Below are 21,930 nucleotides of genomic sequence, written 5' to 3' on the forward strand. Positions count from 1 at the left end.
AGTGTCTTATAAACTTAATTTAACCTCCCGCGCGGCAATATTTTTAGATCCTGGCCTGGTAAGTATACAACTGGTAATACCTACCCTGCTTCTCTAAAAGTTCTTCGTGCCGCCCCTGCTCCGCAATGCGCCCCTGCTCGATGACCAGAATCTGATCGGCTTGGCGAATAGTGCTGAGGCGATGGGCAATAACAAAGGTTGTGCGGCCCTGCATCAGCGTTTTAAGGCTAGCCTGTATCAGGCTTTCGCTCTCGGTGTCGAGGTTGGAGGTGGCCTCATCTAAGATAAGGATGCGCGGATCGGCCAAAACGGCCCGTGCAATGGCAATGCGCTGCCGCTGCCCACCCGAAAGCTTCACGCCACGCTCCCCAATCAGCGTATCCAGCCCATCCTCAAAGCGATCGGTAAATTCCTGCACATAGGCTGCCTCCACGGCTTGCTGCAACTGCCCCTCCGTGGCATTAGGCCTTGGGAACAAGATGTTCTGGCGAATAGTACCCTCGAACAGGAAATCGTCCTGCAGCACCACGCCCAACCGGCTCCGGTAACTTTGCAGGCTCACGGTAGCTAAATCCTGGCCATCAATGGTAATGGTACCGCTATCGGGGTTCAGAAAAGAGGCAGCCAAACCGGATATGGTAGTTTTGCCAGAGCCCGAGGAGCCGACCAAAGCCGTAACCGAACCAGCCGGGGCTTTAAAGGAAACTTCCCGCACTACATCTTTCCCTTCCTCATAGGCAAAGGATACATTCTGAAATTCAATATCCCCGATGATCCGGTCCAGCAGTAGCGTTCTGTTGCCGAGCTCATCCTCCAGCGGCGTGTTCAAAATCTCCTGTGTGCGGTCCAGGCCTGCAAAGGCTTCAGTAAACTGGCTCCCTATGTTGCTCATCTGCAGGATAGGCGCTATCATGAAGCCAAGGTATAAAGTAAAAGCCAGGAAATCTCCGAAGGTAAGCGACCCGTTCATGATTTGGTAGCCACCAATCGCCATGATGCCTGCAGATGCAAGGCCCAACAACAGCGTAGCCGCTGAAGTTACCATACTTGTTGTTACCAGGCTTTTCTTCACGTTCAGGAACAGCCGATTTACGCCTTGCTCGAAGGTTTCTATCTCCTGCGCCTCGGCGTTAAATCCTTTGATCACACGCACGCCGCCCAGCGTCTCGGTCAGGCGGCCCGTTACCTCGGCATTTATCACCCCGCGCTCCCGGAAGATTGGTCTGATTTTACCAAAGGCTTTCAGGGAGATTAGGCCGAAAATAGCCACCGGAAGCAGCACGTAGGCCGTCATAATCGGACTGATGTAAATGAGCAGCACAAGGCAGATCAGTGAGGTTAGCACGCCTCCGATCATCTGGGCAAAGCCAGTACCTACCAGGTTGCGCACCCCTTCCACGTCGGTCATGATTCTGGATACAAGTTCTCCGGTTTTGGTGTTATCGAAGAAGCGGATAGGCAATTGAATGATGTGCCGCTGCACCTTGGCCCGTAGCTGTGAGATAAGGTGCTGCGCTTCCACACTCAGTATCTGCGTAAGGGCAAAGGAGGTAACCGCCTGCACCACTATGGCCGCCGCTACTGCCCCGATCAACCATTTCAGCATGGTCGAGTCGTTGTTCGGTATTACATCATCAATCAGGTATTTGCTCGCGCCCGGCAGCACCAAGCCCGATAATCGGCTGATAATAATCAGCACCAAGCCAACGGAGAGGTATTTTTTCCGGGGCCATATAATGGTCTTAAAAACCTGGCCAATGGTTACGTTGTGCAGCTTTTTGGAATTACGCATGGTGCTTTATCAAGGAAAGGGTAAAGATACAGGTTTTTGCTCTGCGCGCAGGCTACACTTTTCCCAGAAAAAAGTATGGGTTGGTAATTAGGTCGCCTATTTAAGCATCGTACTGATGAGCATTTGGATCAATTACGGTACTTTCGCTTTCGCCTGGTTTTGAGCTCAATTCACTAAGCTCTGAAGTCGTGTAAGCGCTGTAATATCTATTCTTTAGAAGCCTTAACTCTGCCTTACGTAATGCACATTTCAAGCAAAACCCTCATTATCAACTAGCTAACACGTAGCATTGCACGTAAAAGATAGGATAAAGTATAACAATTTAATTACTGAACATGGAAAAGCGCATGTATAACATCGGACCATTATTAACCCTTGGGCTATGCTGTAGCATCGGCCTGAGTTTACTATCCTGCAAAGGCGACGAGAAAAAAGAAATGATAGAAGAACCGGTAAGTATGCGTACCGAAGCAACTGAAAGCTTTGCCGGCGACATGCCTGCTATAGACAGCGACAGGCTCTATTCCGATTTCTCAGCGACCAGCAATTTCGAAAACTGGGACACAGACAAGGATAACCTGCTAAACGAAAACGAATACGCAGATGCCTTCTTCAATACCTGGGACACTGACAACGACAAAATGCTGAATCAGAATGAATGGGAAGCCGCATCCGGTGATTTCGGTTTCAGGAACAATGCGGATTGGGAGTGGGCCGCCTGGGATGCCAACAAAGATGACGCAATAAGCAAAAAGGAATTTTCTGCCAGGCTATCCGAGACAAACACCTTCGAAGGTTGGGACAAAAACAAGGATAACATGCTTGATGAGCGCGAATACACTGAAGGGCTTATAGTTATGTGGAACGATGCTGATGATGACGGCACCCTGGATGAAACTGAATACACCGAAAAATTTAAGCGATACTACGACAACAATGAAAAGCAATACCTGCCTGAAAGAGGCTAAGGTATAGCGCCTGCGTTTGCAGGTTATACTTACTCCTGCTTAACCCGTGCCGCTAGCACCCTGAAAAGTATGTACAGCATGGCAAAACCAACCATAGCTAGTAATGCCCAGAACTTTTTGCGGTTCATTTCGTGCCAGTAGTCGCGCTGGGCCTGGGTGCGCCTGAGTTGCTTACTTAGCGCACTCTCTATCTCTTGCTTTGCCAAAAGTTTTGCCTGCAGGCTGTTAAGCTGTGCAGAGTCGGTTAGGTATACATTTTTTACAGAAACCATACTTGGGCATTCGGGGCAGGCAGGTGGTGCAGCATAAGGCTGTATAGGCGCTACAGGCAGCACAGTGGCTGTTGGCACCCTGCCTGGCTTGAGTTGCTGTGGCACACAGATGGCTGGCGGGTAATATGCTGGGGCAAAGTGCCGGGCCGCATAGCTGGCTCCGAATTGTTGCGTGTAAGCCTCATTCTGATCAACGTACTTCGCGAGTTGGTCTGTGTGCTGATCGAAGTGCTTTTCGGCCTGCCGTTGCGTGGCGCAGGAGCATAGCAGTAGCCCGAGAAGTATTTTCCATTTTATCATTGCACACGCTTTTCTTATTGACCTTGCTCTCAGAAGCTCAGCCATTCTAGGCTTGGCTTTTGTGTACGTACGCAATTTTATCAACCCAGACGCCATGCCAGTAGAAAAAATCAATAAAACAATGCATGAGGTTTCCTGCCAGCACATCAAAACAAGTAGCTTCTTAGTACCTTGTGCCTGTCTTTCAGCTTCTACCGATTAAAACGCAAATGCGATACTTTTTCCATATAGGTTATAAGGGAACACATTACAAAGGTTGGCAACGCCACCCCTACGGCGTAAATGTGCAACAGGTACTGGAAACCTGCCTCCAACAGATCCTAAAATCGCCTGTGTCCATAGTTGGTTGTGGCCGGACGGATGCCGGCGTACATGCCAGTCAGTTCTTTTTTCACATGGATGTTCCTCAAGCCTGGGAGTTTGATATGCTTTTCCGGCTGAACAAGGTATTACCTCCGGATATTGCGGTGTTTGACATACTGCCGATGGAGGGCTTACCGCATGCACGCTTCGATGCAAACACCAGAAGCTACGGTTACTTTATCCACACGTACAAAGACCCGTTTCTGAGTGAGGTTAGTTCGCTTTACCATCTCCCACACCTCGATCTTAGCCAAATGCAGGCGGCTGCTTCCCTGTTGCTGCGTTACAATGATTACAGGAACTTCTGCATTACTCCCGCAGACCAAGACAGCACTATTTGCCGTGTTACCGAAGCTAAATGGTTCGCTACAGCCAACGGCGACAGGTTGTGCTTCCGCATAACTGCTAACAGGTTTCTGAGCCGCATGATCCGGATTGTGGTTGGCAAAATGTTGCAGGTTGGCAGCGGTGCCTTATCCCTGGATGCCTTCGAGAGTTTCCTTGCTTTGGAGAGCAGCCCTAAACACCTCAGCCCGGCTTATCCGCAGGGGCTTTTCCTTTCAAAAGTCAGCTACCCTTACTTAAACCTTCCGGTACGTAACTCTTTTTCCTCGGGCTTTCAGCAACTCTCGGAGAATGATTGGCTGTTTTTATAAAATGAATTACTAGCGGCATACAAGAAGAAATGCGCCAGGGCAAGTGCTTAAAGTATAAAAAAACGCCATCCCGTTGCCGTAAACCGGATGGCGTTTTTTAAATGAGTTAAGCTTGTTTTAATCCTTGCACTTGCGCCGGAAGGCCAGCACGACGGCAGTGGTTACTGCGGTGGCTACGGCCACCTTGGTTATCACCCCGGTTCTGTTATACTTCCATTGGGCTTTGTAGCCTTTCTCGGCAAAAATATTTGGTATATGTCCGCTTTTTAGGTCTTCTACAATACCTTCAATGGCATCTACTCTATCAGCCACTATCAGGGGTAGCCAATGCGAAAACTGGCCCTCTCCAAACTGAAAAGCATACCTTCGGATCATGCCGCTGAGACCTTTCGGTGGCTTAGAGGTTCCGAACACGGCAGTTACGTTCGGGCGTTCAACAGAATGGAGTACCTCTATCGTCTCAGTTTGCTGCGTGGGCCTGTCCCAGTTGTAGCCAGTGTGGTCATCGTTGCCGCGTTTGCGCATGGGGTATGTCGGATCGTTCTTTGGATCGGCATCAATGCCCCAGCCCTTTATATGCGAATAGTCTTTATCTTTATTTTCCATAGCGATGCTTTTTATACTTTGGCAGATGGTGGAATTAGAACGGTTTTGATGCAACCATCCAGTTTATCAGAGAAAATGCGGTAAGCGTCTGCTACCTCTTCCAGCGGGATACGATGCGTAATCATCGCTTTCGGATCAATCACACCGTTTTTCACGTGCTCTATCAGGCGTGGCAGCAGGCGTTTCACCGATGCCTGGTTACCGCGTATTGTCAGGCCTTTGTTAACCGCATTACCTATTGGCACCAAGTTGCCTGTTGGGCCATACACGCCAACCACCGAAACGATACCGCCCTTTTTGGCAGAGTTGATCGCCCATTGCAACGCAGTGGCTGAACCCGCCTGCATCAGTGTTTTTCTACCGGTAATAGTTTGCAGAACATCGCCGGCGGCCTCAGCACCCACAGCATCGATGCATACGTCGGCACCGAGCGAGTCTGTGGTTTTCTTCATAAATAAAACCGGGTCCTTGAGCGAGCGGAAATTATACGTTTCGCACTGTGCATACCGCTGCGCAAATTCGAGTCGGTAATCCTCTTGGTCGAACACGATTACGCGGCCAGCCCCGAAAAGCCAGGCACATTTCGCAGCCATAATCCCGATTGGCCCGGCACCGAATATCGCAACCGTATCGCCCTTCTGTATACCGCCCATCTCAGCGGCCTGGTAGCCGGTTGGCACCACGTCTGTCAGCATTACGGCATCGTCCGGGTGCATCCAGTCGGGTATCACTACGGGGCCAACGTTGGCATAAGGTACACGCACATATTCGGCCTGGCCACCGTTGTATCCTCCGGCAATGTGTGAGTAGCCAAAAATACCACCCACGGCTGTTGCCTGCGGGTTTGACTCGTGGCAGTTGCCATAAAGCTCCTGCTTACAAAAGGTGCACTTACCGCAAGCGATGTTAAACGGCACAATCACCTGGTCGCCCACTTTCAGGTTGGTAACCTCAGAGCCTAGGTCTTCTACTACGCCAATAAATTCATGGCCAAAGGTTTCGCCCACGCGTGTGTCGGGCACGTTTCCGTTATACAGGTGGAGGTCCGACCCGCAGATGCAGGCACGCGTTACCCGAACAATCGCATCCTGGGGGTGTTGGATTTCCGGCATCGGTTTATCTTCAATCCGAACCCGTTGCGGCCCCCTATAAGTCATTGCAAGCATAAGATTTGTTTTCAGTTGTTAAAGTCTAATTATCCGCAATAAGCAGCATGTCAGTTTATTTAAGTTGTGCCCTGTTGCCTAGTGCATTTAACCTGATACTTGCATGCCATACCAAAGGTTTATCCAAAACCAGATAAAAGACCTGCTTTGTGCCGCTCAGCGCAATTTCCAGCAACATGGCCAAGTGCTTCCCGTTTTGCTTTTCACCGATTCAGCCTGTTTTTCCGGATGGCATTTCCGATCTTGCCTCAAGTCCGGAAGTATGTTTTATCTAATGCACCAATTCATGAACCGATTTTTACCAACCGATACCGCGCATAAGCTACTGCTGGGCCTTCAAAAGCAGGACCGCCCCATGGAGTATGATGCGGAGAAGCACAGACTTATACTTACAGATGTGCCCGGCACGGAGCAAGTATACTTTCGGTTGCCTATCACCCTGGCTTACCCCGGAGCTGACATTATCCTTCATAATTACATCATTCTGCTTATACAGGCTGGCAACTGCGCGCTAGGCTATTTTGAGGACGGCATCAACCTGAACCACAAAGCCTTCCGTTCCTACATGGTGCGCAAAAAACAGGGTAAAAGCCAGATCAAATACCTGAAAACGAAAGGAAAATCACGGGCTGGCTCACGGGTTAGGCTCGGCGAGACGGCAGAGTTTTTTGAGAATATCAACGAGCGCCTGCAATCATACTTCGAAGAGCATGACATCCACCGCATTGCGATAAGTTGCTCTAAAACCCTGCTCCCGTACCTTTATAGCGCCAAGGTTGCTACACCCTTTACCAAAAATGATCCGCGCCTCTACAAAATACCAAAGCATATCCATACGCCGATCTATGAGGTGCTGCTGGATGCCAACAAGTTTCTGCTGCGCGGCGAGTTAATTTATCAGGAGAGCCAGCAGGAGTATATAAACGGCCTGCTTGGCAACCTGGCGAGTTACACGCCGGATGATGATACCGTGGAAGATTGGGAGACCGAAAATTGGGGCGAGGAGGAGTGGGAATAATCTTTCATGCTATCCTTTATTAATTTATATTTACTAATACGCTTCGTTCTCTCACAACTTAACTTCACACATATGAAACCACTTACAGCTGTTATACTTACCTGCTTTTGCGGCCTAATGAGCTGCTCCTCCCCTTCCGGAGACGAGCCAGCAGAAAAGCGCCCGGACCTGGCCGAATACCTGGACAGTGCTGGTAAAGAAGATGAGTTAAGCGGGGGCGCACGCCAGATCAAGATTTCAACACCTAAAGGCGATTTTAAGGTATGGACGAAGCGCGTTGGCAATAACCCGACCATGAAGGTACTGTTGCTGCACGGCGGGCCAGGCGGTACTCATGAAGCTTTCGAGTGCTTCGACAGTTATTTTCCGGAAGAAGGGATAGAATATTATTACTACGACCAACTTGGCTCCCATTACAGCGACCAACCCCAGGACACCAGCCTTTGGAATATAGACCGTTTTGTAGAGGAGGTGGAGCAGGTGCGGGCAGCTTTGCAACTTAATAAGGAGAATTTCTATCTGCTAGGTCACTCCTGGGGAGGGATCCTTGCCATGGAGTATGCGCTAAAGTATCAGGACAAATTGAAAGGGCTCATCATTTCGAATATGATGTCGAGTGTGCCGGCTTATAATAAATACGCACAGGAAGTGCTGGGCCCCCAGATGGCACCGGCGGTGCTCGCTGAGGTTAAACAGTTGGAAGCAGACAATGACTTCTCGAACCCACGGTACATGGAACTTTTGCTTCCCAACTTTTACACCAAGCATGCTCTCCGGATGCCCGTTGAGCAGTGGCCAGACCCAGTGATGCGCATGTTCAACCACATGAACCAGACAATCTATGTACAGATGCAGGGCCCCAGCGAGTTCGGCATCAGTGGCAACGCCTCACTCAAAAACTGGGACAGGTCAGCTGACTTAGAAAAGATAACAGTACCCACACTCACCATCGGCGCAACCCACGACACGATGGACCCTAAACACATGGAATGGATGGCAACTCAGTTACCGGAAGGCAGCTACCTTAACTGCCCCAAAGGGAGCCACATGGCTATGTATGATGATCAGAAAACATACTTCAAGGGCCTTGTGTCATTTATCAAAGCTGTAGATCAGGGTGGGAAGCTTTAAGAGGCGAAAGAGCTTTAGTGTTTATAGTAAGCATTTAAGATATTTATTCGTATTTGCCATTTTCTTACATCTCTCCACAAACTTTTATACCTTCATAACCAAATACATACAACTTATTGCATACCAGCAAGTTAAAAATACACTTACCTAAGTATATTTTTAACTATGAAGAAGCTATACTATTTAATTGCTATTTGCATAGGAGCGGGTATTGGCTTTCTGGTGGGAGGTTCTCAAGCTCCTTTAGCAGCTAAAGGCAAAAGCGCAACTAAAGTAATTCAAAGCACACCAACGTATGGCGGCTTTAAAAGCCAGATCGCTTACGGCGAGCATCTGGTCTGGATTTCTGGATGCCACGATTGCCATACACCTAAGAAGATGACAGCCGAGGGTTTTGAACTGGATAGCACCCGGCTGTTATCCGGGCACCCGGCAAAGCTACCAGCACCAGATGTGAACCGTGCCGAGGTGGAGCAAAAGGGTCAGGTGGTTACCGAAACGCTTACGGCATGGGTTGGCCCTTGGGGTATTTCTTACGCCGCTAACCTCACTTCCGATAAAACCGGAATAGGTAACTGGCAGGAGAAAAACTTTATCACATCTATGCGGAAAGGAAAGTATAAAGGTATAGAATCTGCCCGTTCACTATTGCCGCCCATGCCCTGGCCAATGTACCAAAATATGACCGATGAAGAGCTAAAAGCCATCTTTGCCTACCTAAAGTCCACCAAGCCTATCGCTAATGTAGTGCCTTCGCCTAAGCCACCCGTGTCGCCGGCACCAGGCAAATAGGCTCTACTTTATTCGGCTCCAAAGCATACTTTTACCCGTCGCAGCCGCTCCAACTATAATTCTTAAATTGCAGTAAACTGACAGTACGTTCTGCCTTTCCTTATTGAAGACATTGGCTTTGAACGCGATTTAATAAGTATACCGCAATACATGGCAGAAGAAATTCAGCACACAGATAAAACAACATTTAAAGGCTTTGTAAAGATTCGTGGCGCACGGGAACACAACCTGAAAAATATCAACCTCGAAATACCACGGGATGCGCTGGTTGTTTTTACAGGTGTATCAGGCTCTGGTAAATCATCGCTGGCTTTTGGCACGTTGTACGCAGAGGCCCAGCGCCGTTACCTCGAATCGGTTTCGCCGTATGCCCGGCGGCTGTTTCACCAAATGGCAGTGCCCGAAGTAGATACGATTGATGGTTTGCCCCCTGCCGTTGCTTTGCAGCAGCAGCGCGGCACGCCAACAACCCGATCCTCGGTAGGCAGTGTTACCACGCTCTCTAACTTGCTGCGCATGCTCTACTCCCGTGCCGGTGACTATCCTGAAGGTCAGTCTATTATCTATGCAGAGGCTTTCTCTCCAAACACGCCCGAAGGGGCTTGCCCCACCTGCCACGGACTTGGCCGCATCTACGAGGTAACTGAAAAATCCATGGTGCCCGACGACTCCCTTACGATTAGAGAACGTGCCATCGCGGCCTGGCCTACTGCCTGGGGCGGGCAAAACCAGCGTGATATTTTGGTTACGCTCGGTTATAATATAGACATACCCTGGCGGGAGCTTCCACAGAAAGACCGGGACTGGATCTTGTTTGCCGATGAGCAACCTGTGGTGCCGGTCTACCCTGGTTATACACCGGAGCAAACGCAACGCGCCCTGAAACGCAAAGCCGAACCAAGCTACATGGGCACCTTTAGCAGTGCCCGCCGCCACGTATTTCATACGTTTGCAAACACCAACAGCCCGCTCATGAAAAAGCGGGTAATGCAGTACATGCTCAGCACCGACTGCCCCACCTGCCAGGGCAAGCGCCTCCGCCCTGAGTCACTCTCTGTGAAATTTGCGGGTCTGGATATTACTGAGTTGTCGCGGTTGCCGCTGAAACGCGTGGAAAGTATACTTGCCCCGTACGCTGAAGGAGAAAACAAAGGGCATGCTAAACAGGAGGCCGAGCACCCGGAGCAGGCCATTGTAGCGCAACGCATTGCCGAGGACCTGCGTGCACGCATTCAGGTCTTGCTAAACCTGGGTTTGGGCTATTTATCCCTGGAGCGCAGCACACCTACCCTATCTCCTGGCGAGTTGCAGCGCCTGCGGCTGGCTACACAGCTTTACTCGCACCTTTTTGGTGTGGTGTATGTACTTGATGAGCCTTCTGCCGGCTTACATCCCGCTGATAAAGTATCCCTGTTGGAGGCACTGGCAAATCTAAAAAAAGCCGGAAACTCACTGTTTATTGTAGAGCATGACTTGGAGGTTATCCGGCACGCCGACTGGATTGTAGATGTGGGCCCGGATGCAGGCGAGAAAGGTGGAGAGGTGCTGTATAGCGGCCAACCGGAAGGCTTGCGGCAGGTGCAGGAATCCCGTACCGGAGGGTATCTTTTTGGCCGGATTGTGTCTGAACCGCGTACATTGCGCAAGCCGGATGCCTGGCTGCGGTTAACCGGTGTTTCCAGAAACAACCTGCATCAGTTAGATGCGGCTTTCCCGCTAGGCGTTTTCACATCGGTTACAGGTGTTTCGGGCTCCGGGAAATCGAGCTTGGTGAGTCAGGTGCTGGTGGAACTGGTAGCTACTTACCTAGGCCAGACGGTTACCCCTGAAGAGGAAGAGGCAAATGAGTTGGAGCGGGAAGAAGCACCGGTTACCATTGGCGGTGAGATTATAGAGGGCATGGAGCGCATCAAACGGCTTGTTCGCGTCGATCAAAAACCAATAGGCCGCACGCCGCGCTCTAACATGGCAACGTACACCGGCCTCTTCGACCATGTGCGTAAGCTGTTTGCCGCTACGCCACTGGCCCGCAAACGCAAGTATGATGCCGGACGCTTCTCGTTTAACGTAGCCAAAGGCCGCTGCGACAACTGCCAGGGCGAAGGCTTTGTAATGGTGGAACTGCTTTTTCTGCCAAGTGTATATGCCCCCTGCCCTGTATGCCACGGCGCAAGGTATAATGCCAAAACACTGGAGGTTACGTACCGGGATAAAAACATAGCAGATGTGCTCGCCATGACCGTAGATACCGCCTGGGAGTTTTTTGCGGAGGAGGCTCCCGTGCACCGTGCCCTGACAATGCTGCGCGAAGTAGGCCTGGGCTACCTAAGGTTGGGCCAGCCAGCCACAGAACTTTCCGGTGGCGAAGCGCAACGTATTAAACTGGCCTCCGAATTACAGAAGGCGCAGCGAGGCAACACGCTTTACATCCTCGATGAACCAACCACTGGCCTGCACCCTTCTGACGTAGATAAACTGGTAAAACAGTTGCATAGCCTGGTCGATGCGGGCAATACGGTTATTGTTGTGGAGCACGATATGCGTGTAGTGGCTGGCAGCGATTGGGTAATCGACATAGGCCCTGGAGCTGGCGAGGACGGCGGACACATTGTGGCGGAAGGTACACCAGAAACAGTGGCAAAGGCGAAAAACAGCAAAACCGCTCCATACCTGCAAAAAGCACTTAAAGCCATGCAGGGAGAGCTTGCGGCAAGTTAACTTAAAGAATTGATGCGGTTGGCCAGGGTTCTTTATGCCTACTCTAAGTATAAAATTACATAGGAGGAACAAGCAGGCGCTCGCGCAGGCTAAGGTTTTCTTAAGCCGTGTAAAGTATAAAAAAAGCCGCAGCCAGAAAGTATAAATAAATGGCTGCGGCTTTTTTTTGAGGCTATACCTGTTACAGGTTAATCAATAAGTTAGCTTGTAAGATTGATTCATCCAGCCCTTTAATACCCGCCACATTGTTCCAGTAACGCCACTCAGAACCCAAGTATACCTTGCCTGGCTTGTTCCAGGTATTACCTAAATCCAGGAAAAGTTGCGGTTGAGTTAGGTACTGGGTTGTGCCCGGCCCGCGATCTCCGATAAAATCCATAAAACCCCGAAAGCGCAGGTGCACTTTTTCAGATACAGGGAGCGGGACATCCCAGCTTGGCGTAAACTGATACGTACCATCATATTCGCTGCCGTCCTGCTTATAGTAGTAAGTTTCCAGCTGCAGCAAACCATTGCCCGGAATATTAAATTTAAAGGCCGTGCCCGCCACATAAGCGGCAAAATCTTCCGGTCCGCCGAATAACACGTTTATACCTCCGGCTACCAAAACATCCTTTATCGGCCCCAATTTAATCTCGCTACCCGTAGCGCGACTCAGGCTAAGTTTTGGGTACCACTCCAGGTAAAGATCCGGGCTAGCCAGGCTAACATCGTTGGATAGATCTGCAAATCCGAAATGCTCAAAAGCGCCAGCAGCACCAAAATGCTCAAACGTGATGGTGGCTAAATCGCCGGAGTGGTTCAGGTGGCGGCCATATAAAAACTGCACGTTAGAGCCGCCCTGATAAATAACCTGCGCTTCTGCTTGCTCATAAAGCAGCATCGTAAGCGACACAGACAGCAGCAGCGCAAACTTTCTTGCAACAGAAAAAGCTATCTCAGTATAATTAAAACACATGGATGTAAATTAAGGTTGATGATTTTTAGCAAGCCGCAAAGTTAAAGCCTTGTTTTAAAATCACCTGCCTATGCGCCGCGCTTTCTGCTTTATAAAGCAGTAATTTATACTCGGCATATGCTATTTAAAAGCACGCTCGGCTTATTGAGCTGCGCTAAGGCGCTGCAAAATGGCTTTGCAGGGCTCTTCGGAGGTAACTTGCACGCTATGGGGTACATGCAGCGGAATCGCAAAGAAATCGCCTGGCTTCAGAGGGTGCTTTTCTCCAGCAATTGTAATGGTGCAGGCTCCTTCCAGAATCAGGAAACGCTCCAGTTCGTCATGGTGCACCTCAAAATCGGTTGCACCGTGTATCCAAACAATGGCAGTGGTGGCAGCCGGTGTGTAGCCTATAATTTTTGCGAAGATAGCATCGGCATCTGACGGCAGGCGCATATCCTGCCGGGTTAGCCACTTTTCGAAGTCTTGTGAGCGCGATTTCTCAGTGAGGATAGGAGGCGACAAAGGAAGCTCGCCGCGCTTCATCCGCTCCATATAATCGATGGTGGCAAGCATCAATGGCTTTACCGTGTTGCATGGCTGTACGGCATGCGCCTGCGCATAGCGTTCTATGGCTTGGCTGATGGCATTAATTTCCTGATGAACCTCAGGGTGCTCGGCAGCCAGGCGCTCCACTTGTGCCACCTCCCCCGGACTAGCAGCACCCAAGGCATACAGCTCCAAAACCCCGGATTCTATGATATCTTGGATAGGGTTCATGCCGATTTTTCTGCTTTTAGTTGTATAAATGCCTTTTTTAAACTCGTCCGTAAGTCTGTTTCTGTAATTCCCAGTTTGGCTGCTGCCTCGGGACAGGTATAGCCTTTCAGGTAAATCAGCTCAAGTATAGTCCGCTCCTCTGGTTCCAGGTTACAAAGTGGCTGCTTTAAAAACAGATAATACCCCTTCCCATCTGCCCCCACTTTTAAATTCTCTGTTTCAGTCTTGATAATGTGGGGCGCCTGTTTTGCTTTTTTTACAGCCTCCAGGGCAATACCGCGTGCAATAGCCAACCCCCAGGTCAGAAACCTGTTTCTAGTGCAGTCGTAGATGCCAATGCGCGACCAAATGGCCACAAATGTTTCTTGCAGCACTTCTTCGGCTAGATGCTCATCATCAACAATGCGTGTAATAACACCCATCATTACAGGGGCATAAGCATCATATAGCAAGCCTAGCACTTCCTGTTTCCCTTGTTGTAGGGCCTCTACCAAACTTTGCTCAGTTTCTCCCCGAAGATTAATTCCAGACATACTTTATTCATTTTCCGGGTTAGGCAATATGGGTTTACCCCGCCGGAAAGCTCTTTAAATTTAACTAACTCCTTTATAATAACCTAAACCTTTGGCTTGAGAAAACAGGGAACGTAGAAACGCCCTGTAAATCTTAGTGCGCTCTGACGCTGAATTGCTAACGTAGCCGCTGCCTGAGGGCAATCGGCGTCCGTTAAGTTTCCGGGTAGGCAAGTATGCGCAGCCCCATGCATCCAGGTTTTTTACGCTGTTCAGGAAATGTTTTTATCCATACGCAAAAACAACGAAATGTTATTCATGAAACGCTAAAGCACCGAATAATAAAAGTCCGGGGATGAGGGCTACAACTTATGCAACTGAAAGTAACCCAGGTGCATTTCGTTTTCCTCGGCCATGCTTCCGGCTTCCAGGCGCAGGCTGTACTTTTGCTTGGTGTGCTCAGGCAGGATGTCCTTCACCTGCACCAGGTCGTCCACGTCTACGCCATACTTGTCATCGATGTGCGAGGTGGCGCCCTTAAAGCCGGTATGTTTATAAAAAGCTGTTTGCTTTGCCTGCTTCACGGCATCGGCTTGGGTTTGGGCCACAGCCAGCATTTTGTAATGAAACTCATCAAACTCACCCGGCTTGTAGCCACCCAGGTTCAGGAAGAAAAGCTTGTCGGCTTCTTCGGCAGGTTCGGGTGCGCCGGTTTTGGGCACAACCGTTACGCTATAGCCATCCACTTTGGTCACTTCGCGCCAGGCATCCACATGGATGTCGCCTTTCGCCTCGGGCCAAAACGCTTTGATCTCAGGCACCAGTTCTTTTACGGTAGTGGCAACGCCGAAGAAAATGTCGTGTTGCTCTGTGTGCCGCCCCTTTGGGGTGCAGCCAAGCATCAGCATAAAAAGTTTAAGGTCTTGCATGCTGCAAGTATACCAACAATCGCCCGGAAACGCGTTAATTTTATACTTCTTATCTTCGCAGGAAAGTATGGCCTGCCTTTGCAAGGAACCGGCCTTTCAAACTTTCAGCTTTATACTTATAACCATGAGACTCAAAGGAAATATCCAGGATATAAAAACCAGCCGCGACACAAAGAACAAGGATATCGAAGTGTATATTGATGTGATAGAGTACATCACGCACAAAAAGGACGGCCGCTTTTACCAGCCCTTCGATTTTGAAGACAAACTGGAAACACCGCTCGTTATTACCGGCGACTGCCTGGCCCGCACCGATAACAAGCACCTGGAGGAAGGCGAGTATGAATTCTTAGTTTACGATAAAGACGGTGAGGACTATGTTTTGAACGAAAACAAGGAGCTGACCATAGAAACCGCCTATGATTTTGATGAAAACCTGACGATCGTAACGTCGGTGTACTATACTGTCACGGTTTCGAACGAGGAGTTTAAGCACCTAAAAACTGAAAAAAGCAAAGCCGCCAAAGCAGCGCGCAAGGGCAAAGGCCGACGCTAAGCCGTTTGGCTTACTTCCCTTTTCGCCCGATGTAAATGCCGTAGATTGCCAGGCCGGCAGCAGCGGCAAATATCACATACTGCTTTTCTCTCGTCGACAGTCCATTAAAGAAATCTATACCGCCTTTGGCAGGGTCCTTTAATATTTCGGCCAGATCGTTCGGATTTTGAATCAGGCTTTTGAGCGTTTTGGTGGTCTGGCTGTTTTCCATAGGAATGAGGCTGTTAATAGCGATTTAAGATAGATACGTGGCAAGGCCTTTAAGGATATGCAGCAGCAAGTTTATACTTTGCTGGATAACTATTTTCATGCAACGCATGTTGCTTACCCGGCAGCGCAACCCTGATGCCGCGCCATTTCATTTTAACTTATACTTCTGATGCAGAGCCTTCACACTAAAGTATACAAAAAGGAATTTACAGATACATTTCCGGGCGATGAAAGCGGGGACCTACAACCTCGCCAGACGCCCGGCATGCTCTATAGCAAAGCCATACCCACACCTGTTACCGCACCGAAACTAGTAGCCTGGACTGATGAACTCGCCGCTGAGCTTGGTATTCAGAAACCCGAGACGCAGGAGGAAATTGATATACTGGGCGGCAACCACGTTACCGATACCATGTACCCCTACGCAGCCTGCTATGCCGGCCATCAGTTTGGCAATTGGGCCGGACAACTGGGCGATGGCCGCGCCATTACGCTGGGCGAGTGGGAAAAACCTGACGGCCATACCTGGGAACTCCAACTAAAAGGTGCAGGCCCTACGCCTTACTCCCGTCGCGCAGATGGGCGTGCCGTGCTCCGCTCTTCGGTGCGCGAGTACCTCATGAGCGAGGCCATGCATTACCTGGGTGTCCCCACTACCCGCGCGCTTAGCCTTGTTTCTACCGGCGAGCCGGTGCTGCGCGATATGTTCTATAACGGCAATGCCGCCCACGAGCCCGGCGCCATCGTTATGCGTACTGCGCCTAGCTTTCTGCGCTTCGGTAACTTTGAGCTGCTGGCCGCCCGCAAGGAAACAGAGAACCTGACCAAACTGGTGGACTGGACCATCACGCGCTATTACCCGCACATCCAAGGCGACAATAAAATTCTGACGTGGTATAAAGAGGTTGTGGAACGCACAGCGGAGTTAATGGTTGAGTGGATGCGCGTGGGTTTTGTGCATGGCGTAATGAACACCGACAACATGTCTATCCTGGGCCTGACCATTGATTATGGTCCCTACTCTTTCGTAGATGCCTACGATCTGAGCTTTACACCTAACACCACCGACTTGCCGGGCCGCCGCTACGCGTTTGGTAACCAGCCAACCATTGGCTACTGGAACCTTGGCTGCCTGGCCAGCGCGCTGCTTCCGCTAGTGCCCAAAGAGCAACTGGTGGAAACCCTGGAAAGCTACAAGCCGATTTACTGGCAGAAATACTATGCCATGCTCGGCAGAAAATTAGGCTTAGACCAGGTGCGCAAAGATGATATTCCACTGCTGAACAAGGTAGAGGAAACGCTGGCAAGTATACAACCAGACATGACAATCTTTTATCAGTTGCTGATAGAGCTGCCGCTGTTTGTAGCCACAGCCGATGAGGTAGCGGCGCATTTTGCAGACAGCCTGTATACTTCACTAACAGCAGACCAAAAGCAGGCGCTTTATACCATGATCGTTTCATACTTGGAGCGCCTCAACACGAACACCATCACTCGGCAGGCATCGCAGCAGTTGATGCGGGAGGCAAACCCGCTTTTTATACTTCGGAACTACTTACTGCATCAGGCCATTGAACAACTGGAGCAAACCGGGGATGATACGCTATTCCAAAAACTGCAAGCGGCAATAAAACAGCCATATGCTGATGTGTACCCAGAGTTTTACGCCAAACGCCCCGACTGGGCCAACGAAAAAGCAGGTTGCTCTATGCTCTCATGCAGTTCTTAGTTGCGTAAATATTCATTTCAACTAAAAGCATAAAAAACGCTGCCTAAGAGTCTAGGCAGCGTTTTTTATGCCAGGCAAGGAAAAATCTAATGCCAATTCATAACACAGGATAAACAATAGTTTTAAATAACGTATAAAGCATTAGAAACCAACCTTTTGCATTATGAAAAATTTACTCACTTCCTTATGTGTTGCTATTCTGACAATGCTAGTTGCACAAACTAGTTCTGCCCAGGTGGCAAGTCAGCAAGTACCAACCACGCGCGTGCAACAAGACCAGCGCAATCTTTACCTGACTGACTCACTTGTTAAGGTTAGGGAAGCCAGAACCAAAGAAACCAAGCGGACGCTAAATGAAGCGAAAGCCGAACTAGATGCCGCCAAGAAGAAGTATGACGAGGCAAAAAATGCCCACAAGCAAGCCACCAAGGCAGCCTCAGAAGCTAAACGATCCCAGAAAATGGAGCAAAAAGCCCAGAAAGCCCGACAAAAAGCCGAAGACCAGGCCTCCAAAGCGAAAAGCGCCGCTATTAAATCTGGCGAAGACGAGTAATTTCACTAACTCAACCAAAGCATAAAGCCAACTGCCGTATTGCAGTTGGCTTTATGCTTTGGTTGAGTTATACTTACATAGTTAGCGCTTCTCGCTAAGCAGCGATCTGGATTTTACCAACCTGATAAACTCTGCCCGGTAACCTTCGGTGTCTTTCCCCTGAGCGCCCTGGGCCAGCTCCAGCACCTGCGCATAGCTGGCGTCGCCTTTAAACTCCGACTCGCGGAGCAGCATACCAAACGAAGCTACCGCCGCTGCAAACCTGAAGTTATCCGATGTATTCTTTTTGAAGGAGCCTGCTAAAACAGTGCTGGAGATCAGTTTGCTTTCGGTGCCCTGTGGCTCTTTGTAGCGCAGCTTTAGTGTAAGTATCTCGTTGGAGGCGGTGGCTTTCTTGCTCAGTTCGGATTGCTGGTACTTCAGATCATCCATAGTGCCCGTGCTGTTGCTTTTGGCGCTGGCAGGCACAATTTCGTAGAGTGCGGTTACAGTATGGCCCGCACCCAGCTCACCGGCATCTTTCTTATCGTCGTTAAAGTCTTCGCTTTGTAGGGTGCGGTTCTCGTAGCCTATCAGGCGGTAGGCTTTCACGTGGGCAGGGTTAAACTCCAACTGCAGTTTCACATCTTTGGCAATGGTAAACAGCGTGCCACCAAACTCATTGATAAACACTTTTTTGGCTTCCAGTATATTGTCGATGTACGCGTAATTGCCGTTGCCCTTATCGGCCAGCTGCTCCATGCGCGAGTCTTTCAGGTTGCCTGTTCCGAACCCCAGCACGGTCAGGGCAATGCCTGTTTCGCGTTTTTCCTCGATGAGCCGGGTCATTTCGCCGTCGCTGCTCACGCCTACGTTAAAGTCGCCGTCGGTGCCAAGTATAACCCGGTTGTTGCCCCCTTTCGCAAAGCTTTCCTCGGCTATTTTATAGGCCAGTTTTATACCTTCGCCCCCGGCCGTGGAGCCTCCTGCCTGCAACTGATCCAGGGCCTGCAGTATTTTCTCTTTCTGGTTGCCAGGTGTTGGCGGTAGCACCAGTCCTGCGGCCCCGGCATACACCACCAGCGCCACTTTATCCTGGGGGCGTAGCTCGTTTACCAGCAGACGCATGCCAGCTTTCAGCAGGGGCAGCTTGTCCGGCATCGACATGGAGCCCGATACATCAAGCAGAAAGACAAGGTTGGCCGGTGGCAGTTTATCCGTGGGGATGTCTTTGCCCTGCAAACCGATGTGCAGCAGTTGGTTTTCCTTGTTCCAGGGGCAGGCAGCGAGCTCGGTGTATACTTCAAAAGGCGCCGCACCGCTTGGCTGCGGGTAGTCATAGGTAAAGTAATTCAGCATCTCCTCGATGCGCACGGCATCCACGGGCGGTTTTTGGCCCTGGTTCAGGAAACGGCGCACGTTGCTGTACGAGGCTCTGTCCACATCAATAGAAAACGTTGAGAGAGGCGATTTTTTGGCATTCTGAAACGTGCTTTCCTTTAGGTAGGCATAGTTCTCGGTGTTGTGCGGCAACTGCTCGTAGCTCACGTAACTCATGCTACTAGCCGGCGGCGCTGAGGCAACTCCCCGTATCATCACACTGTTCCTTTGTTTGCTCAGGCCAGTTACCACTACTTCCTGCAAAGCACGCGTGTCAGGTTTTAGGCTGATGTTGATGGTGCGTTTTTTACCTACTTTCACTTCTTCGGTTTGGTAGCCGATAAACCTGAAAACAAGTATGGCTTGCTCGTCGGGCACGGTCAGGCTATACTTTCCGTCCTTATCGGTAAGTGTGCCGGTCTGGCTGTTTTTTTGCTGCACGATCACGCCGGGCAAAGGCGCTCCGTTCTGGCTATCGGTTACGGTGCCGCTAACGGTTAGCACGGCCTGGGCATGTGCGTGCAGGCCAAACATCAATAGGGCGAGCAACAGCGGGTAGATTGTGTTTTTCATGGCTTTTAGCGTTTGTTTCCTATAGGATGCAGCCGCATGGTAAATTCCATAAGCCTCTCTGAAAAAAAATTACTTTCTTTAGGATACCATGCTGCAAATGCTCCCCTTTTTCATGAAGTTGTTTACCAACAGTGCGCCACCGCCGCCTGATGCGGAGCTGCTGCGCCTGTACCGCGAGACCGGGGAGCTGGCGCATCTAGCTGAGTTGTTTCAGCGGCACTCGGAAATGGTGTTCCTAGTTTGCAGGAAATACCTTCGGGATGAGGAAGAAAGCAAGGATGCCACCATGCAGCTGTTTGAGCACCTTACAAAAGCGCTGCTGCAACACGATGTGGCTAACTTTAAGGGCTGGCTTTATACCGCCACAAAAAACCACTGCCTGATGCAGCTGCGGGCGCAAAAGGGCCAGGCAGCCACTTTAAACCTCGACGAAAACTGGCCACCGCTTATGGAAAACCACGAGCCGCTGCATCTTACAGAGGCAGAGCAGACCGAAGCGGCAGAACAGCTTTTGCGTGAGGCCCTGCAAGCCTTGCCAGCAGAGCAAAACACCTGTGTAGAGTTATTTTACCTGCAGCAGAAAAGCTACCGGGAGATAACCGACCTGACGGGCTACGAACTCAGCAAAGTGAAAAGCTATATCCAAAACGGAAAGCGCAACCTTAAAATTTACATGGAGAAGCACCATGCACCACGATAAGCAGATCATACTTTGGCCCGAAGGCGAGCACCCTTCGCTGGAAATGCTGCGGCAGTACCAGCAAGGCAGCCTGCCCGTAACTCTGCAGCACCCGCTAGAGCGGCATGTGCTGGGTTGCGCACTGTGTGCCGATGTGCTGGAAGGTATGGAGCTTTCTGATGAGCGACGCACCAGAGCCACTGTGGCCTTGATCAAGCAACGCATCCGTGCCAAACTGGAGCCAGGCCAGCGAAAGGCGGTACCGTACTGGCAGGTGGCTGCGGCCATACTTGTGCTGGTTTGCTCAGCCGTGCTGGTGCTATACTACAACCTGCCAAAAGAGCAGCCACAGCCAGCACTTGCCAAAACAGAAACGCAGCAGGAAAGTATAAACCCACGCTATGCCCCACTTCCGCCACCGGCCAGACCAGAAAAGCAGGAAGCGGCAGCGGAAAGTATAGCAGCCGCCTTACCGCCTAAAAAAGCTGCTCCGGCAAAACGTTTGAATGAGCCTAAACCTCAGGAAAGCATAGCTCCGGCAAGCAAGGAAAAGGAAACGATAGCTTTAGAACAAGCCGATGGGAATTACCTGGCAGATATAAGCGAAGCGGTGAAAAGCCAAACCAATGCAGATAGCATTCCACGGGCAAGTATAGCGGCTACCAGCAGACAAGCATCAAAATCAATAGCCGAGAGTAGCGCCTTCCGGGAGAATAAAAGCGCCATTACAATTCGTGGGGTAAGCAGTTTGCCGGCTACAAACCAAAAGCAGGTAACTGGCAGAGTAGTATCTCCTGAAGGCGAACCGTTGCCGGGCGTGGTGGTGATGTTAAAAGATAAGTCCGCAGCGGCCATCACAGGGCCCGACGGCATCTATCGCCTTCCTGTACCTGCCGATACCAGCCAGACCCTTCGCTTCAGCTTTATCGGCTACTACACCAAAGAGCTGCCGCTTGCTAAAAACGAAACACAGGCAAACGTAGTGCTGGCACAGGATACGAATGCCTTAAGCGAAGTAGTAGTGACCGGATACGGCCACGAAAAAACGAAAGAGCATGAACAAGCACAGCCTGTCATCGGGTGGCGAAAGTATAAAAAATACCTGCAAGTCAATCAGCGCCCCGTGCCGGAGGCGGGCAAGGTAAAAGTCAATTTCACGATAACTGCAGATGGCACGCTTCAGGATCTCCGCATCACCAAAAGCCTCTGCCCTGCTTGCGATGCCGAAGCCCTGCGCCTGGTGCAGGAAGGCCCGGCATGGCAGGCCGCCACTAAAAACGGGCTGCCTGTAAGCAGTTCTGTAAAAGTTTCTGTACGGTTTAGAAAGTAAG

21 protein-coding genes are annotated in these 21,930 nt (G+C 50.4%); 11 read left to right on the top strand and 10 right to left on the bottom strand.

Annotated features, from left to right (window positions below):
* Positions 1–43 precede the first annotated feature (43 nt).
* Entirely contained in the window at positions 44–1,792 is a 1,749-nt protein-coding gene (locus D1627_RS15290; protein WP_119433149.1) for an ABC transporter ATP-binding protein, read from the bottom strand.
* A gap of 335 nt (positions 1,793–2,127) precedes the next feature.
* Here D1627_RS15290 and D1627_RS15295 point away from each other — a divergent pair, with 335 nt between their 5' ends.
* The gene (locus D1627_RS15295; RefSeq protein WP_119433150.1) at positions 2,128–2,760 is read left to right on the top strand and encodes an EF-hand domain-containing protein; all 633 of its coding nucleotides are present in this window, start codon (positions 2,128–2,130) and stop codon (positions 2,758–2,760) included.
* Between the two features lie 29 nt (positions 2,761–2,789).
* Here D1627_RS15295 and D1627_RS15300 read toward each other — a convergent pair whose 3' ends face one another.
* Complete coding sequence (locus D1627_RS15300) at positions 2,790–3,332, bottom strand: hypothetical protein (protein WP_119433151.1); 543 nt, start codon at positions 3,330–3,332, stop codon at positions 2,790–2,792.
* Positions 3,333–3,541: 209 nt separating this feature from the next.
* Between D1627_RS15300 and truA the strand changes: the two genes are divergently transcribed.
* Positions 3,542–4,351, top strand: a complete 810-nt coding sequence (gene truA, locus D1627_RS15305; protein WP_119433152.1) for a tRNA pseudouridine(38-40) synthase TruA — start codon at positions 3,542–3,544, stop codon at positions 4,349–4,351.
* A 117-nt stretch (positions 4,352–4,468) separates the two neighbouring features.
* On the opposite strand, the gene D1627_RS15310 is transcribed toward truA, so the two are convergent.
* Positions 4,469–4,957 (bottom strand): hypothetical protein, encoded by a 489-nt coding sequence (locus D1627_RS15310; protein ID WP_119433153.1) that lies wholly within the window; start codon positions 4,955–4,957, stop codon positions 4,469–4,471.
* Positions 4,958–4,968: 11 nt separating this feature from the next.
* Positions 4,969–6,123, bottom strand: a complete 1,155-nt coding sequence (locus tag D1627_RS15315; protein ID WP_119433154.1) for a zinc-dependent alcohol dehydrogenase — start codon at positions 6,121–6,123, stop codon at positions 4,969–4,971.
* 286 nt (positions 6,124–6,409) lie between these two features.
* On the opposite strand from D1627_RS15315, the gene D1627_RS15320 reads away from it, so the two are divergent.
* The 4 genes from D1627_RS15320 to uvrA all read left to right on the top strand — a co-directional run bounded on the left by D1627_RS15320 (position 6,410) and on the right by uvrA (position 11,782).
* Positions 6,410–7,141, top strand: coding sequence for a hypothetical protein (locus D1627_RS15320; RefSeq protein WP_158607198.1), 732 nt, complete (start codon positions 6,410–6,412; stop codon positions 7,139–7,141).
* 72 nt (positions 7,142–7,213) lie between these two features.
* A complete protein-coding gene (locus tag D1627_RS15325; RefSeq protein WP_119433155.1) occupies positions 7,214–8,272 on the top strand; it encodes a proline iminopeptidase-family hydrolase in 1,059 nt (352 codons plus the stop codon).
* A 165-nt stretch (positions 8,273–8,437) separates the two neighbouring features.
* Positions 8,438–9,064, top strand: coding sequence for a c-type cytochrome (locus tag D1627_RS15330; protein WP_119433156.1), 627 nt, complete (start codon positions 8,438–8,440; stop codon positions 9,062–9,064).
* 150 nt (positions 9,065–9,214) lie between these two features.
* A complete protein-coding gene (gene uvrA, locus D1627_RS15335; protein WP_119433157.1) occupies positions 9,215–11,782 on the top strand; it encodes an excinuclease ABC subunit UvrA in 2,568 nt (855 codons plus the stop codon).
* A 181-nt stretch (positions 11,783–11,963) separates the two neighbouring features.
* Here the strand turns inward: uvrA and D1627_RS15340 are convergent, their stop codons facing one another.
* The 4 genes from D1627_RS15340 to D1627_RS15355 form a co-directional block, all read right to left on the bottom strand.
* Positions 11,964–12,740: an outer membrane protein OmpK gene (locus tag D1627_RS15340; protein WP_119433158.1), complete on the bottom strand. Its 777-nt coding sequence runs from the start codon at positions 12,738–12,740 to the stop codon at positions 11,964–11,966.
* A 141-nt stretch (positions 12,741–12,881) separates the two neighbouring features.
* Complete coding sequence (locus D1627_RS15345) at positions 12,882–13,499, bottom strand: cupin domain-containing protein (protein ID WP_119433159.1); 618 nt, start codon at positions 13,497–13,499, stop codon at positions 12,882–12,884.
* Positions 13,496–14,032 carry an RNA polymerase sigma factor gene (locus D1627_RS15350; protein WP_119433160.1) on the bottom strand — a complete coding sequence of 179 codons (537 nt, stop codon included), beginning with the start codon at positions 14,030–14,032 and terminating at the stop codon, positions 13,496–13,498. Before D1627_RS15350 ends, D1627_RS15345 begins: the two co-directional genes overlap by 4 nt.
* Before the next feature lie 341 nt (positions 14,033–14,373).
* Positions 14,374–14,940: a DUF1543 domain-containing protein gene (locus D1627_RS15355; RefSeq protein ID WP_119433161.1), complete on the bottom strand. Its 567-nt coding sequence runs from the start codon at positions 14,938–14,940 to the stop codon at positions 14,374–14,376.
* A gap of 124 nt (positions 14,941–15,064) precedes the next feature.
* Between D1627_RS15355 and D1627_RS15360 the strand changes: the two genes are divergently transcribed.
* Positions 15,065–15,496 carry a hypothetical protein gene (locus D1627_RS15360; RefSeq protein WP_147383334.1) on the top strand — a complete coding sequence of 144 codons (432 nt, stop codon included), beginning with the start codon at positions 15,065–15,067 and terminating at the stop codon, positions 15,494–15,496.
* 10 nt (positions 15,497–15,506) lie between these two features.
* On the opposite strand, the gene D1627_RS15365 is transcribed toward D1627_RS15360, so the two are convergent.
* On the bottom strand, positions 15,507–15,707 hold the full coding sequence (locus D1627_RS15365; RefSeq protein WP_119433163.1) for a hypothetical protein: 201 nt from the start codon (positions 15,705–15,707) through the stop codon (positions 15,507–15,509).
* 168 nt (positions 15,708–15,875) lie between these two features.
* Here D1627_RS15365 and D1627_RS15370 point away from each other — a divergent pair, with 168 nt between their 5' ends.
* Together D1627_RS15370 and D1627_RS15375 are read left to right on the top strand one after the other, a co-directional pair.
* Entirely contained in the window at positions 15,876–17,435 is a 1,560-nt protein-coding gene (locus D1627_RS15370) for a protein adenylyltransferase SelO (protein ID WP_119433164.1), read from the top strand.
* 163 nt (positions 17,436–17,598) lie between these two features.
* On the top strand, positions 17,599–17,988 hold the full coding sequence (locus D1627_RS15375) for a hypothetical protein (protein WP_147383336.1): 390 nt from the start codon (positions 17,599–17,601) through the stop codon (positions 17,986–17,988).
* Between the two features lie 81 nt (positions 17,989–18,069).
* Here D1627_RS15375 and D1627_RS15380 read toward each other — a convergent pair whose 3' ends face one another.
* A complete protein-coding gene (locus D1627_RS15380; RefSeq protein WP_119433166.1) occupies positions 18,070–19,920 on the bottom strand; it encodes a vWA domain-containing protein in 1,851 nt (616 codons plus the stop codon).
* 112 nt (positions 19,921–20,032) lie between these two features.
* Between D1627_RS15380 and D1627_RS15385 the strand changes: the two genes are divergently transcribed.
* Positions 20,033–20,620, top strand: coding sequence for an RNA polymerase sigma factor (locus D1627_RS15385; protein WP_233555655.1), 588 nt, complete (start codon positions 20,033–20,035; stop codon positions 20,618–20,620).
* Positions 20,607–21,929 carry an energy transducer TonB gene (locus D1627_RS15390; RefSeq protein ID WP_119433167.1) on the top strand — a complete coding sequence of 441 codons (1,323 nt, stop codon included), beginning with the start codon at positions 20,607–20,609 and terminating at the stop codon, positions 21,927–21,929. Before D1627_RS15385 ends, D1627_RS15390 begins: the two co-directional genes overlap by 14 nt.
* Position 21,930: the final 1 nt, after the last annotated feature.

Source organism: Pontibacter oryzae, assembly GCF_003576375.1.
Lineage (GTDB): Bacteria > Bacteroidota > Bacteroidia > Cytophagales > Hymenobacteraceae > Pontibacter > Pontibacter oryzae.

Excerpts from the sequence above, each read along its gene's own strand:
- D1627_RS15290 (WP_119433149.1), bottom strand. The coding sequence starts at position 1,792 with ATGCGTAATTCCAAAAAGCTGCACAACGTAACCATTGGCCAGGTTTTT.
- D1627_RS15295 (WP_119433150.1), top strand. The coding sequence starts at position 2,128 with ATGGAAAAGCGCATGTATAACATCGGACCATTATTAACCCTTGGGCTA.
- D1627_RS15300 (WP_119433151.1), bottom strand. The coding sequence starts at position 3,332 with ATGATAAAATGGAAAATACTTCTCGGGCTACTGCTATGCTCCTGCGCC.
- truA (WP_119433152.1), top strand. The coding sequence starts at position 3,542 with ATGCGATACTTTTTCCATATAGGTTATAAGGGAACACATTACAAAGGT.
- D1627_RS15310 (WP_119433153.1), bottom strand. The coding sequence starts at position 4,957 with ATGGAAAATAAAGATAAAGACTATTCGCATATAAAGGGCTGGGGCATT.
- D1627_RS15315 (WP_119433154.1), bottom strand. The coding sequence starts at position 6,123 with ATGCTTGCAATGACTTATAGGGGGCCGCAACGGGTTCGGATTGAAGAT.
- D1627_RS15320 (WP_158607198.1), top strand. The coding sequence starts at position 6,410 with ATGAACCGATTTTTACCAACCGATACCGCGCATAAGCTACTGCTGGGC.
- D1627_RS15325 (WP_119433155.1), top strand. The coding sequence starts at position 7,214 with ATGAAACCACTTACAGCTGTTATACTTACCTGCTTTTGCGGCCTAATG.
- D1627_RS15330 (WP_119433156.1), top strand. The coding sequence starts at position 8,438 with ATGAAGAAGCTATACTATTTAATTGCTATTTGCATAGGAGCGGGTATT.
- uvrA (WP_119433157.1), top strand. The coding sequence starts at position 9,215 with ATGGCAGAAGAAATTCAGCACACAGATAAAACAACATTTAAAGGCTTT.
- D1627_RS15340 (WP_119433158.1), bottom strand. The coding sequence starts at position 12,740 with ATGTGTTTTAATTATACTGAGATAGCTTTTTCTGTTGCAAGAAAGTTT.
- D1627_RS15345 (WP_119433159.1), bottom strand. The coding sequence starts at position 13,499 with ATGAACCCTATCCAAGATATCATAGAATCCGGGGTTTTGGAGCTGTAT.
- D1627_RS15350 (WP_119433160.1), bottom strand. The coding sequence starts at position 14,032 with ATGTCTGGAATTAATCTTCGGGGAGAAACTGAGCAAAGTTTGGTAGAG.
- D1627_RS15355 (WP_119433161.1), bottom strand. The coding sequence starts at position 14,940 with ATGCAAGACCTTAAACTTTTTATGCTGATGCTTGGCTGCACCCCAAAG.
- D1627_RS15360 (WP_147383334.1), top strand. The coding sequence starts at position 15,065 with ATGAGACTCAAAGGAAATATCCAGGATATAAAAACCAGCCGCGACACA.
- D1627_RS15365 (WP_119433163.1), bottom strand. The coding sequence starts at position 15,707 with ATGGAAAACAGCCAGACCACCAAAACGCTCAAAAGCCTGATTCAAAAT.
- D1627_RS15370 (WP_119433164.1), top strand. The coding sequence starts at position 15,876 with ATGCAGAGCCTTCACACTAAAGTATACAAAAAGGAATTTACAGATACA.
- D1627_RS15375 (WP_147383336.1), top strand. The coding sequence starts at position 17,599 with ATGAAAAATTTACTCACTTCCTTATGTGTTGCTATTCTGACAATGCTA.
- D1627_RS15380 (WP_119433166.1), bottom strand. The coding sequence starts at position 19,920 with ATGAAAAACACAATCTACCCGCTGTTGCTCGCCCTATTGATGTTTGGC.
- D1627_RS15385 (WP_233555655.1), top strand. The coding sequence starts at position 20,033 with ATGAAGTTGTTTACCAACAGTGCGCCACCGCCGCCTGATGCGGAGCTG.
- D1627_RS15390 (WP_119433167.1), top strand. The coding sequence starts at position 20,607 with ATGCACCACGATAAGCAGATCATACTTTGGCCCGAAGGCGAGCACCCT.